The sequence below is a fragment of the Phycobacter azelaicus genome (assembly GCF_014884385.1).
Classification (GTDB): domain Bacteria; phylum Pseudomonadota; class Alphaproteobacteria; order Rhodobacterales; family Rhodobacteraceae; genus Phycobacter; species Phycobacter azelaicus.
Genome location: NZ_WKFH01000003.1, coordinates 2,287,880 through 2,300,685, shown reverse-complemented (window position 1 = coordinate 2,300,685; position 12,806 = coordinate 2,287,880). Strand labels below are relative to the sequence as shown.

Genomic DNA, 12,806 nt, shown 5'->3' with positions numbered 1-12,806 from the left:
CTTAACGCCAGGTCTTCTTGCGTTTCCAACGCTTCTCGCCGCGCTGACCTTCTTCCTGATGACCCAGGTAGAAGGACTGGATATCCTCGGACTGCATCAGCCGGTCGGCGGTGCCGTCCATCACGATACGGCCGATCTCCATCACATAGCCGATATCGGCCAGCTCGAGCGCGATGCGGGCGTTCTGCTCCACCAGCATCATGGTCACGTGTTCCTCTGCGTTGAGGCGCCGCAGAATGGCGAAGATCTCCTGCACCAGCAGCGGCGAAAGACCGAGGCTCGGCTCATCGAGCAGCATGATCTTGGGCCGCAGCATCAGCCCCCGCCCAATTGCCAGCATTTGCTGCTGACCACCCGAGAGGGTGCCCGCCTCCTGATCACGCCGCTCGGCCAGGATCGGGAAGTAGTCGAACACCATCTCCCGGTCGCGCTCGATCTCGGCCTTGTCCGCGCGGGTATAGGCGCCAAGGCTCAGGTTCTCGTTCACCGTCAAGAGCGGGAAAACCTCGCGCCCTTCTGGCACATGGACGATGCCGCGGCTGACGATCTTGTGCGGCTCTTCGCCCTGGATAGGTGTGCCGCCAAACAGCACCTCGCCCTTTTCAGGATCCATGATGCCCGACACCGTCTTAAGCAGCGTGGACTTCCCGGCGCCATTGGCCCCAAGGACGGTGACGATCTGCCCCTTGTCCACCTTGAGCGAGACGCCCCGGATCGCCATGATCGGCCCGTAAAAGCTTTCAAGGTTTTTGATTTCCAGCAAAGGCTCTCCCATCAGACCGCCCCCGCACCTAGATAGGCCTCGATCACGGCCGGGTTGGATTGCACCTCTGCCGGGGTGCCTTCGGCCAGTTTCGCGCCATCGGCCAGGGCCAGAACGCGGTCGGACACGCCCGACACCAGCCCCATGTCATGTTCGACCATCAACACCGTGATCCCCATCTGTTTGCGGATGTCATCGATCCACCAGCGCATGTCCTGCGTTTCCTCGACCGACAGTCCCGAGGCGGGTTCATCCAGCAGCAAAAGCCGCGGACCAGAGGCGAGCGCCCGGCCCAGTTCCACCACCTTGCGCACGCCGTAAGGCAGGCCGGCGATCATCTTGTTGCGGTAGGGTTGCAGATCGAGGAAGTCGATCACCTCTTCCACTGCCTCGCGGTGGCGGTGCTCTTCGGCGCGCACGCGCGGGGCAAAGAACAGCTCTTCGATGAGGGTGCTCTTGCGGTGACGATGCCGCCCCACCAGCAGGTTCTGCAGCACCGTTGCATGATCGAACAGTTCGATGTTCTGAAAGGTGCGCGCGATGCCAAGGTCGGCAACCTCGTCCGGTTTGCACTCCAGCAGGTTCTGCCCGTCAAAGGTGAACTCCCCCGCGAAGGGCTCGTAAAACCGCGAGATCAGGTTGAAGACGGTGGACTTGCCCGCCCCGTTCGGCCCGACGATGGCATAGACCTCGCCTTCTTCGACCGAAAAGGACAGATCGTTCACGGCCACCACCCCGCCGAATTTCAGCGTCGCGTTCTTGATTTCCAGAAGGCTCATCTCAGACGCTCCGTCTTCAGGTAGGATTTCTGGCGGCGGAACATGTCCTTGCGCGCAAAGGGGAACAGTTCGAACCAGATGCGGATCTTCAGCCAGCGCCCGTAGATGCCCATGGGTTCGAACAGGATGAAGAGGATCAGGATCATCCCGAACACACCCGTCTCCAGCCCCGGAATGGCAACGCCTCCACCGATCAGCCCATCCTTCAGTATCGACAGGCCCTGCGGCAGGAAGGCGACCACAACCGCGCCAAAGAAAGCCCCGTGGATGGAGCCGAGGCCGCCAATGACGATCATCATCAACAGCGTGATGGAGATCACGATCGAGAAGGTCTCGTTGTTGAAGGTGCCCGCGTAGTAGCCCATCAGGGCCCCAGCCCAGCCGGTAATCATGCACGAAAGACCGAAAGCAGTCGCCTTGGTGCGGGCGATATGAACGCCCATGGCGGTGGCCGAAACCTCACTGTCGCGCACCGCTGCAAAGGCTCGACCCAGGGGCGAGCGCAGCAGGTTTCGGTAGAACAGCGTGCATACGATAGTGACGATAAGAACCAGGTAGTAGAACCGCGTCGGCATGGTCCAGCGTTCGATCTCGAACCCGAAGATTGTGATCATCTCCGGGAACTTGCCCGACACGCCGCCGGTCCATGGCTCGAGCAAAACGATGATGTCATCGGCCAGTATCGACAGCGCGATTGTAGCAATCGCGAGGTAAATCCCATGCAGCCGCAGGGCGGGAATGGCGATGATTGCGCCAACCACCCCTGTGATGACTCCCGCCAGCGGGAAAGCAATGATGAAGGGCAGACCCTGCTCGATCAGGATGGTATTGGTATAACAGCCAATCGCCAGAAAGGCCGCGTGTCCCAGGCTCGCCTGCCCTGTCTGACCGGTCAGCAGCATCAGACCCAGCCCCGCAATCGCCCAGATCAGGACATTGGTGACCTCACCAATGTAGAATTCGTTGATCAGGTAGGGAAGTGCAAAGGCCAGCAAGATCAGCGCGCCATAAACACAGGCGGTCCACAGGTCGGGGAACAGGCGGATATCCTGCTCGTAGGTGGTTTTGAAATGAATGCGCATGGGATCAGACCTTCTTCACTCGGACCTGGCTGAACAGGCCATGCGGACGGAAGATCAGCACCGCCAACAAGAGCGCATAAGGAGCGATCTGCGAATAACCTGCTGCAAGGTAGCGCGCCGCGAAAGGTTCGATGACACCCACGATCAGGCCACCAGCGAGCGCTCCGGGAAGCGAGCCAAAGCCGCCGATGACCGCCGCCGCAAAGGCCTTGATCCCCAAGAGCCCCGCATTCGGATCAATCGCGCCCTTGGAGGCAAAGAGGATCCCGGCCACGGCCGCCGTCGCGCCAGCCAGCCCCCAGATCAGCCCCTGCACCCGGCGTACCGGAATGCCCATGAAATAGGCCGCCATCTGGTTCTGACTGGCCGCCTGCATGGCCAGACCCAGCTTGGTGCGCTGGAAGAACTGGTACAGCGACCATGTTAGCAGGAAGGTCACCACGATCACCGCCACATCCGCCATGCCAAGCACCACACCACCCAGCTGCACATCACCCAGCGCCAGTGGGCTTTCCAGCGTCTGCGGCTCATGCCCCCAGATCAGACCGGCCACAAAGCGCAGAACAAAGCCCAGCGCGATGGTCAGGATGACAACCGCGGTCTGACTTTGGCCGAACAGATGACGCAGAATGAAAAAGTCGAGCAGGTAACCAAGTACCGCCATGATCGAAATCGCCAGCGGCGCCGCGATCCAGAATGGCAGATCCATATACTCTGCATTGGTTAGGCCAAGGGTCACAAAGGCCCCCAGCATCATGAAATCGCCCTGGGCGAAATTGACCGCCTCGGTGGCCTTGTAGATCAGCACGAAGCCGAGCGCGATCAGGCCATAAACACAGCCATTCGCAAGCCCGCTGACCAGGAGCTGCAATACTTCCAAATTTTCCTCCCTCCGCCCGAAATGAGCGGCTTCTGACCCGGTCATTGCCGAGCGAAAGCGCCATATTTTTCTGGGGCTCCGCCCCGCCTCCTCAAGCGGCGAAACCCATGGCGTCTAAAAACAGACTACTGAGTATGTTTTTCTTCTGTCAATTGGTAAGACCCAGCGTCAATATGCCAAAAAGCGGCTATATTTTGAGCCTGTGCCACCCTATTGTGCGCGACCGCCCAAGGCGAATGCCCAACACAGCCTTCAAACGGCGGGCAGGCCCGATCAGCCGCTGTGGACAACAAGAAAGACACGGCAGGCATGGCACGATGTTAGAGCAAATCAGCGCCTCAAAGAGCGAAATTCTGGATGCTGCGGCTCATAGTTTCATGACCTTAGGAGCGGATGCCGCCTCGATCGACGATATCGCGGCCAGCCTTGGATCCACCAAGGGCCGGATATATCACCACTTTCCTTCGAAGGGCGCGCTTCTGGCCGCAGTACAGCTGAGGGCAGCGCGCTTTACCTATGGGGCGGTTCAAACGGTGATCGACGACTCGCTTACCCCCGAGATTTGCCTGCATCGTATGGCACAGGCTCATGTCTACGAGGTGCTGCGCTCCCTCCCCTACCACAAGGTGATTCTCCAGACCTTCACCGGCGCCCGTGGCAAAACGCCATCCAAGGCCGCCGAACAGGGCCTGCTGGCACAGGTGCGCGCCGAGCAGCGACAATATACCCAGCTGTTCGCCGCCCAGGTCTCGCGCGGGATGGCAAACGGCACCTTTGCCCCCAGAACGCTGAGGGTCACAGTCGCGGGGTTGATGCTGACGCTGAACTCTCCGGTTTTCTGGTATCAGCCGGGGCGCGGCGACGAACGGAACTTTCGCAAGACCGTGGCGGACGATCTGGCCGATATGGCCCTTGCCAGCCTGCGTGCCTAAGTCCCGCAGATGTCCCGCAGCGCAGAACAGAACCGGGCCGCCGCGGCAGAGAGCTGATGTTCGCTGCGGATGCAAAGGCCAACCGGGCCAAGCGTACTATCCGTGTTGAGCGGCAGCAGCCTGAGCACGCCGTCTTCCAGATCGGCGCGCACCACCCCGTGACTGATGATCCAGATCGCCCTATGACGCAGCGTGAAGCGGCGCCCGAAGGTGGCCGAAACCGTCTCGATCGGAAAACGGGGCAAGGTAAGCCCCTGCTCAAGGAACATGCGGTCCACCATGGGGCGAATGATCGACCCTTCCGAGGGCATCAACACCGGATAGTCCTCAAATGCCGCGGAAGGCAAATGCGGAACACCGGCCAGAGGGTGCCCCTCGGACACGACAGCCACCACACGTTCACGAAATAACGGGTCGAAATCGAGGCCCACCATATGATCCGGCGCAGGAAGACGACCCACCACCACATCAAGATTGCCCCGGCGCAGCTGGTCCAGCAGGTAGCGGTTGTCACCAGAAATCACGGAAAACCGGCTGTGGCTGCCCTCTGCCCGAAGCTGCGCCAGCGCATCCGGCACCACCGTGGCAGAGACTGTCGGCAAGGCGCCAATGGCGACACGTGGTCCCTCGGCCTCATCCAGCCCACGCAGCATGGCAACCCCGTCGCGGGCCAGCGCAAGGCTGCGGCCGGCATGATCGCGAAACATCTCGCCATAGGCGGACAGCCGGATGCCGCGCCCGTGCCGCTCCACCAGCGGCTTGCCGACGACTCCCTCCAGCTCGCGCAGGGTCCGAGTGACCGCAGGTTGCGTCATGCCCAGCGCCTCGGCAGCCTGGGTGACACTTTCCTGGCGGGCCACTTCGACAAAGACCTCCAAATGACGCAGCTTTAGCTCAGCAGACAAACGCATATCATATCCGGCATGAATATATTCAATTCATAGCATTATACAGATCTTTTTTGGTATGCGACAGTGACTTCCATCATGATTGAGGAGGACGGGATGAGCGAGAGCCGCTTTGACCAAGGGATGACCGTGCGCCGCTCGGTGCTGGGTGATGCCCATGTGGACCGCGCCGAGGCCGCCAAGACCGAGCTCGATGAGGCCTTTCAGACCCTGATCACCGAAGGCGCTTGGGGCACTGTCTGGGCGTCAGACGGCATCAGTCGCCGCGAACGCTCGATGCTGACGTTAGCGCTACTGGCAGCAATGGGCAATTTCGAGGAAATCCCGATGCACATCCGCGCCACCGCCCGCACTGGTGCCAGCCGCCAGGATGTGATCGAGGCCTTTCAACACGTCGCGATCTACGCGGGCGTGCCCCGCGCCAATCACGCCCTGAAACTGGCCAAGCAAACCTACGCCGAAATGGACGCCGAAGCCGCTGCCCAAGCACCCAAGGCCTGAGGAGGACCACCACCATGACCAAACCCAATCAGACCATGGCGGAATACTACCAGCGCGACCGTCGCTGGCATCCGCCCGCCTATGCCAAGGACTACAAGACCTCGGTGGCGCGCTCGCCCAAGTTCTCGCTGATCAGCCTTGAGAACACGCCGAGCGAAATCACCGGCCCGCGTTTTGGCCACAACGATATCGCCCCGACAGACAACGATCTGATTTCGAACTATGCGCAGCCCGGTGAAAGCCCCATCGGTGAGCGGATCATCGTACATGGCAGGGTGCTGGACGAAAACGCCCGCCCGGTGCCCAATACGCTGGTAGAGATCTGGCAGGCAAATGCCGGTGGCCGCTATCGCCACAAGAAGGACACCTATCTCGCCCCCATCGACCCCAACTTTGGCGGCTGCGGACGCACCATCACGGATGAGAACGGATACTACTACTTCCGCACCGTGAAACCGGGTGCCTACCCCTGGCGCAACTGGGTCAACGACTGGCGCCCGGCGCATATCCACGTGTCGGTCTTCGGCTCCGCCTTTGCCCAGCGCCTGATCACCCAGCTTTATTTCGAGGGCGATCCGCTCATCAAGACCTGCCCGATCGTGGCAACCATTCCCGACCCGGATGCCATCGAACAGCTGATTGCGCGCCTTGATATGAACGCCACCATTCCACTGGATACCATTGCCTACAAGTTCGACATCGTGCTGCGCGGTCGCCGCTCGACCCTGTTCGAAAACCGTCTGGAGGGGAACTGATGCCACAACAGCTTGATTATCTGAAGGAAACCCCTTCGCAAACCGCTGGTCCCTACGTCCATATCGGACTTGCGCCGGGCGCTGCAGGCTTCCAGATCTACGATCAGGAATTGGGTCAGGACATTGCAGGCCCCAATGCCGCAGGCGAGCGGATCCGGGTCGAGGGTCTCGTGATCGACGGTATCGGGTCTCCGGTGAAGGACGTGCTTCTAGAGGCCTGGCAGGCCAATGCCGCCGGTGTCTATGCCCACCCCGAACACGCCGGTGAGGTCGAAGAGGGCTTTCGCGGATGGGGCCGTGTCATCACCGATTTCGAAACAGGCGAATGGGCGTTCGAGACGGTCAAGCCGGGCCCCGTCATGGGGCGCAATGGCCAGATGATGGCCCCGCACATCAACCTCTGGATCGTAGCGCGCGGCATTAATGTGGGCCTGAACACCCGTCTTTACTTCGAGGACGAGGCGGAGGCCAACTCGACCGATCCGATCATCAACCTGATCGAATGGGAAAAACGTCGCAAAACCTTGATCGCCAAGCGCAGCGAACGGGACGGCCAGACGGTTTATCGTTTTGACATTTGCCTGCAAGGTGAAGATGAAACCGTATTCTTCGACATCTGAGGAGACACAGAGTTGAGCAAACCCTGCATCATCTGCGTGGCCATCACCGGCTCGGTGCCGCGCAAGGAACATAACCCGGCGGTGCCGATCACCATCGAAGAGCAGATCGAAAGCACCCAAGAAGCTTTCGAGGCAGGCGCGACCATCGCCCATTGCCACGTGCGCAACGACGATCAGACGCCGACCTCGGACCCAGAAAAGTTTGGCCGCCTTTTGGAAGGGCTGAACAAACACTGCCCCGGCATGATCGTGCAGCTGTCCACGGGCGGCCGTTCCGGCGCTGGCAAGGAGCGTGGCGGCATGCTGTCCCTGCGTCCTGACATGGCGTCGCTCTCGGTGGGGTCCAACAACTTCCCCACCCGCGTCTACGAGAACCCGCCGGATCTGGTGGATTGGCTCGCCTCAGAAATGCGCACCTATGAGGTCAAGCCCGAGATCGAGGCCTTCGACCTCAGCCATATCCATCAGGCGGTGAAGATGAGCCGTGAAGGCGCCATTCCCGGAAAACTGTACGTACAGTTCGTCATGGGCGTGAAGAACGCGATGCCGGTGGACAAGGAGACCTTCGATTTCTACGTCCAGACGGTGAAGCGCCTTGCGCCCGATGCCGAATGGTGCGGTGCAGGGATCGGCCCCGGTCAAATCGTGCTCAATGAATGGGCCATTGCCGCAGGCGGCCACACCCGCACCGGCCTTGAGGACAACCTGCGCCTTGATCGCAACACAAAGGCGCCGTCCAACGCGGCGCTGGTCAAACGCGCGGTGGAGCTCTGCGAGAAATACGAGCGCCCCGTCGCCACATGGCAGCAGGCGCGCAAGATCCTTGACCTGCGCCCGGCCTGATCAACCAGCACGACCAAGTCCTGAACGGCCCGCCCGAGTTTCGTGGCGGGCCGTTGCGTCATTTTGACCTTTCTGCCCTTGCGATCGTCCTGAGTACACCTACTTAGAGGTTGCGCGCGGCAAGGCGTTTCGAGCCGCTCCTCCCTCGGCGCTGTCTGTGCTCCAGACGAAAGCATGCCATGACCGCGCGCGATCCCTGCCTCTATCCCTACAAACCCGCCAGACCGACGCCCTGTGTCTAGAGGCCCTTTCTCAATCGGGCTGCGCGGGCATCTCCCCGGACAGATCCTTGAGGATCGGGCAATCCGGCCGACTGTCCCCCGCACAGCAGTGTACGAGCTCGGTCAAGGTGTCGCGCATCGCCTGCAGATCAGCGATCTTGGCTTCAATCTTGGCAAGATGTTCCAGCGCCAGTTGTTTCACATCCGCGCTGGCGCGGCTTTCATCCTCGTAAAGCGCCATCAGCATGCGGCAGTCTTCAATGCTGAATCCCAGCGCACGGGCCCGGCCCAGAAAGGCCAGCTTGTGCAGGTCTGCCTCCTCAAAGCAGCGATAGCCATTGGCGCTGCGATGAGGCTTGATGAGGCCGATATCCTCGTAGTAGCGAATGGTCTTGGCGGGCAGTCCAGAGCGGCTCGCCACATCACCGATATTCATGCCTGCGCCTCCTTCATCGCCGTGCGTGCGCTTGCACTGCTCGTTGCACCCTTTTCATGTATGGCCGCTTTCAGCCGGTACAAGCGCAACGCATTGCTGAGCACAAAGACACTGGACAAGGCCATCGCCCCTGCCGCCAGCACCGGCGACAGCATCGGCCCGCCAAAGGGATATAGAACACCCGCGGCGACCGGAATGAGCAAGACGTTGTAGCCAAAGGCCCAGAACAGGTTCTGGCGGATATTGCGCAAAGTTGCCCGGCTGGCGGTCAAGGCGTTCACCACGCCCCGCAGATCGCCGGAGACCAGCACCACATCCGCCGCCTCGATCGCAACATCCGTGCCGGTGCCGATCGCCAAGCCCACATCGGCCGCGGCCAGCGCAGGCGCATCGTTGATGCCATCGCCGACAAAGGCCAGCGCGCCATGGTCCGCACGCAGTGTCTCCAGAGCGGCAACCTTGTCCCCCGGCAGGCAATCCGCCACGACGAGGTCTATGCCCAGATCCTCTGCCACGGCCTGCGCCGTCGCCGCGCCATCGCCGCTGATCATTGCAACCTTCATTCCTTGAGCGTGGAGCGCCCGGATCGCGTCGGCGCTGCCGGATTTCACCGGGTCCGCGACCGAGAGCAAAGCCGCCGCCTGCCCGTCAATGGCGGCAAAGAACACGGTTTCCCCGCGCGCAGCCAGGGCCTCGGCCTGCCCTGCAAGATCGCCAATTTCAATGCCTTCGCGCCCCATCAGGCGGGTGGCACCGATCAGGACCTCGCGTCCCTCCACGCGTGCGCGCAAACCAAAGCCGGGGATCGCCTCGACGCTGTCGGCCGCAGGCAGCCCCTTGCCCGCCGCCGCTACCAGTGCGCGGGCGATGGGATGTTCCGAGGCGGTTTCGGCAGCGCCGACAAGACGCAACACCTGATCGCGGTCGAACCCATCTGCGCAAATCACACCGCGTAAGGCCGGGCGCCCCTCGGTCAGGGTCCCGGTCTTGTCGAGCGCCACCACGCGCACCTCTTCGAGCCGCTGCAGCGCATCGCCTTTGCGGAACAGAACGCCCATCTGAGCCGCCCGTCCAATGCCAACCATGATTGATGTTGGCGTCGCCAGTCCCATGGCACAGGGGCAGGCAATGATGAGGACGGATACCCCGGCCACAAGGGCAAATGGCAGAGCAGGCGATGGGCCGAAGAAGGCCCAGACCAGAACCGTCAGCGCCGCCGCAACCATGACTGCTGGCACGAACCACAGCGTGATACGATCGACCATGCCCTGCACCGGCAGCTTGGCGCCTTGCGCATGTTCCACCATGCGGATGATCTGCGCCAGCACAGTCTGGCCGCCGACCTTCACAGCGCGGAACTCCAGCAGGCTGTTGCCGTTGATCGTACCTGCCGTGACCGGATCACCCTCCGATTTCTGCACTGGAACCGGCTCACCCGTGATCATGCTTTCATCCACATAGGAGCTGCCAGAGACCACCTCGCCATCCACCGCGACCCGCTCGCCCGGGCGCAACCGGATAAGGTCGCCCGGCGCGATGTCATCCACCGCGGTTTCCACCGCCTCTGCACCATTGAAAACAAGGGCCGTCTTGGGCTGCAACCCGATCAGCGCCTTGATGGCTGCGCCGGTGCGCCCCTTGGCACGGGCCTCCAGATAGCGCCCCGCCAGGATCAAGACCACTATGACGGCGGCCGCCTCAAAGTAGACGTTGGCCGTGCCCAAGGGCAGAATCTGTGGCGCAAAGGTCGAAATCACCGAAAAGACATAGGCCGCCGCTGTACCAAGCGCGACCAGGGAGTTCATATCAGGCGCACCGCGAAGAAGGGCCGGAAACCCCTTGCGATAGAACTGTAGGCCCGGACCGGCCAGAACCAGAGTGGTCAGCGCAAATTGCAGATAGTAACTTTGCTGGTGGCCGATCACCTCCATCACCCAAAGGTGGACAGCGGAGATCATATGTCCGCCCATCTCGATCAGAAAGACCGGCAACGCCAAGGCCGCAGCAATCAGGACCTGCAGGCCGAGTGTGCGGATCTCATCGGACTTGCGCTCCGTTTCCAGAGCCGCATCGTCCGCATCATCTCCCCGCAAACGCGCCGGGTATCCGGCCGCCGTTGCTGCGCGCGCCAGATCCGCACCGTGGGTCGCGCCAGTCAGATAGCTCACCTCGGCGCGCTGCGACGCAAGATTAACATCCGCGCTTAATACCCCTGGAACGGCTTTCAAAGCGGCCTCGACACGGCCCACGCAAGAGGCGCAGCTCAGACCTTGGATCTGAAGTGATACCGCGCTTTTGGCGGCAGGGTAGCCGGCTGCCTCCAAAGCCTCTGCAAAGGCCGATGTCGGCACATCCGCCGCCGCCGTAACCTGCCCCTTTGCAGTCGCGAGGTTCACAGAGGCTTTGCGCACGCCCTCAACTCCGGCCAGGGCACGCTCCGCCCGCCCCGCGCATCCGGCGCAGTTCAGCCCCGTTATCTGCAGCGCGAATTCCGTTTCCTCTGTCATGACGAACTCCAAGCCTCTTGTGTATGAGATGAGATATGCACCTTCCAGTCGCAGGAGGGTCAAGAGCTCTCTTGTGATTATTTTGGCCTCCCCAAGCGGGGTGACGGGAAGAGGGCGCGATGCGCCGGTTTCGCACATCGTCTGTGCGTCTGCCCCGATTATGTCTGGACGCAGGATGGTTGCACCGAAAGGGCGGTAAATGTAACGCTTGCTTCCAACAGGAGCCGAAGGGGTGGACACGCAGAACCGCCCCGTCACCGAGGATAGAACCGAGGGACCAACACCGCCGTCTCGGCCGTCAGACAAGAGCGAAGGAAACCAAAAATGATCCGTACCCGTGCTGCAGTAGCCCTTGCGCCAGGCAAACCGCTTGAAATCATGGAGGTGAACCTTGAAGGCCCCAAGGCTGGTGAGGTGCTTGTGGAGATCAAGGCAACCGGTCTGTGCCACACTGATGAATTCACCCGCTCGGGCGATGACCCCGAAGGCATCTTCCCCGCGATTCTGGGTCATGAAGGCGCAGGCGTCGTGGTCGAGGTCGGCGAAGGCGTCACCAGCCTTGAGGTCGGCGATCACGTGATCCCGCTTTACACGCCTGAATGCCGTGAGTGCGAATACTGCCTCAACCCCAAGACCAACCTCTGCCAGTCCATCCGCGCAACGCAAGGCCAAGGGCTTTTGCCCGACGGCACCACGCGCTTTTCAATGCTGGATGGCACCCCGATCCACCACTACATGGGCTGCTCTACTTTCGCCAACCACACCGTTGTACCTGAAATCGCGCTCGCCAAGGTGCGCAAGGACGCGCCCTTCGACAAGATCTGCTACATCGGCTGCGGCGTAACTACCGGCATAGGCGCGGTAATCAACACCGCAAAGGTGGAGATCGGCTCTACCGCCATCGTGTTCGGCCTCGGCGGTATCGGGCTCAACGTAATCCAGGGCTTGCGTCTTGCGGGCGCGGACCAGATCGTGGGTGTCGACCTCAACCCGGGCAAGGTGGAGATGGCGGTGCATTTCGGCATGACCGACTTTGTGAACCCGGCCGAGGTCGAGGGCGATCTGGTTGCGCATCTGGTCGAGCTGACCGGTGGCGGCGCCGATTACACCTTCGATGCAACCGGGAACGTGCAGGTAATGCGCACCGCGCTTGAGGCCGCGCACAAGGGCTGGGGCGAAAGCATCATCATCGGCGTGGCCCCCGCTGGCGCCGAAATCTCCACCCGACCTTTCCAATTGGTGACCGGGCGCAGCTGGCGCGGCACGGCCTTTGGCGGCGCATCGGGCCGCACCGACGTGCCCAAGATCGTGGACTGGTACATGGACGGCAAGATCGAGATCGATCCGATGATTACGCACAAGCTGTCGCTTGATCAGATCAACGAAGGCTTTGATCTGATGCACGAAGGCAAATCGATCCGCGCGGTGGTGGAGTTCTGATCACCGGAGCCCCTAGTTTGAAAGCTCTGGCACCGCAGGCGTCCTGCCTGCGGTGATTTCTTTTCCAAGGCATGACCCTTTGCCCGATCCGCACAAGCTCTGTATAGGAAACGACGGCTCAGCGACTGACTGGTTCACG

General features: G+C 61.5%; 13 protein-coding genes. 6 read left to right on the top strand and 7 right to left on the bottom strand.

Going from position 1 to position 12,806, the window contains the following annotated elements:
* Position 1 precedes the first annotated feature (1 nt).
* From INS80_RS12155 to INS80_RS12140, 4 genes are read right to left on the bottom strand one after another with little or no spacing between them, the layout of a single operon-like run.
* Entirely contained in the window at positions 2-775 is a 774-nt protein-coding gene (locus tag INS80_RS12155; protein WP_192965888.1) for an ABC transporter ATP-binding protein, read from the bottom strand.
* Entirely contained in the window at positions 775-1,542 is a 768-nt protein-coding gene (locus tag INS80_RS12150) for an ABC transporter ATP-binding protein (protein ID WP_192965887.1), read from the bottom strand. Before INS80_RS12150 ends, INS80_RS12155 begins: the two co-directional genes overlap by 1 nt.
* On the bottom strand, positions 1,539-2,624 hold the full coding sequence (locus INS80_RS12145; protein WP_192965886.1) for a branched-chain amino acid ABC transporter permease: 1,086 nt from the start codon (positions 2,622-2,624) through the stop codon (positions 1,539-1,541). The genes INS80_RS12150 and INS80_RS12145 overlap by 4 nt, the downstream gene beginning before the upstream one ends.
* Before the next feature lie 4 nt (positions 2,625-2,628).
* Positions 2,629-3,504: a branched-chain amino acid ABC transporter permease gene (locus INS80_RS12140; protein ID WP_192965885.1), complete on the bottom strand. Its 876-nt coding sequence runs from the start codon at positions 3,502-3,504 to the stop codon at positions 2,629-2,631.
* 317 nt (positions 3,505-3,821) lie between these two features.
* Here INS80_RS12140 and INS80_RS12135 point away from each other — a divergent pair, with 317 nt between their 5' ends.
* Positions 3,822-4,436, top strand: a complete 615-nt coding sequence (locus INS80_RS12135) for a TetR/AcrR family transcriptional regulator (RefSeq protein WP_192965884.1) — start codon at positions 3,822-3,824, stop codon at positions 4,434-4,436.
* Here INS80_RS12135 and pcaQ read toward each other — a convergent pair.
* A complete protein-coding gene (gene pcaQ, locus INS80_RS12130) occupies positions 4,433-5,347 on the bottom strand; it encodes a pca operon transcription factor PcaQ (RefSeq protein ID WP_192965883.1) in 915 nt (304 codons plus the stop codon). The genes INS80_RS12135 and pcaQ overlap by 4 nt on opposite strands.
* A 93-nt stretch (positions 5,348-5,440) precedes the next feature.
* On the opposite strand from pcaQ, the gene pcaC reads away from it, so the two are divergent.
* The 4 genes from pcaC to INS80_RS12110 are packed head-to-tail and all read left to right on the top strand — an operon-like array spanning position 5,441 to position 8,063.
* A complete protein-coding gene (gene pcaC, locus INS80_RS12125) occupies positions 5,441-5,845 on the top strand; it encodes a 4-carboxymuconolactone decarboxylase (protein ID WP_192965882.1) in 405 nt (134 codons plus the stop codon).
* 14 nt (positions 5,846-5,859) lie between these two features.
* Entirely contained in the window at positions 5,860-6,600 is a 741-nt protein-coding gene (pcaH, locus tag INS80_RS12120; RefSeq protein ID WP_192965881.1) for a protocatechuate 3,4-dioxygenase subunit beta, read from the top strand.
* Positions 6,600-7,220 carry a protocatechuate 3,4-dioxygenase subunit alpha gene (pcaG, locus tag INS80_RS12115; RefSeq protein ID WP_192965880.1) on the top strand — a complete coding sequence of 207 codons (621 nt, stop codon included), beginning with the start codon at positions 6,600-6,602 and terminating at the stop codon, positions 7,218-7,220. The genes pcaH and pcaG overlap by 1 nt, the downstream gene beginning before the upstream one ends.
* A gap of 12 nt (positions 7,221-7,232) precedes the next feature.
* Entirely contained in the window at positions 7,233-8,063 is an 831-nt protein-coding gene (locus INS80_RS12110) for a 3-oxoadipate:acetyl-CoA acetyltransferase (RefSeq protein WP_192965879.1), read from the top strand.
* 252 nt (positions 8,064-8,315) lie between these two features.
* Here the strand turns inward: INS80_RS12110 and cueR are convergent, their stop codons facing one another.
* The gene (gene cueR / locus INS80_RS12105; RefSeq protein WP_192965878.1) at positions 8,316-8,720 is read right to left on the bottom strand and encodes a Cu(I)-responsive transcriptional regulator; all 405 of its coding nucleotides are present in this window, start codon (positions 8,718-8,720) and stop codon (positions 8,316-8,318) included.
* Positions 8,717-11,227, bottom strand: coding sequence for a heavy metal translocating P-type ATPase (locus tag INS80_RS12100; protein ID WP_192965877.1), 2,511 nt, complete (start codon positions 11,225-11,227; stop codon positions 8,717-8,719). Before INS80_RS12100 ends, cueR begins: the two co-directional genes overlap by 4 nt.
* A gap of 324 nt (positions 11,228-11,551) precedes the next feature.
* Here INS80_RS12100 and INS80_RS12095 point away from each other — a divergent pair, with 324 nt between their 5' ends.
* Positions 11,552-12,667 (top strand): S-(hydroxymethyl)glutathione dehydrogenase/class III alcohol dehydrogenase, encoded by a 1,116-nt coding sequence (locus INS80_RS12095; protein ID WP_226892612.1) that lies wholly within the window; start codon positions 11,552-11,554, stop codon positions 12,665-12,667.
* Positions 12,668-12,806 lie beyond the last annotated feature (139 nt).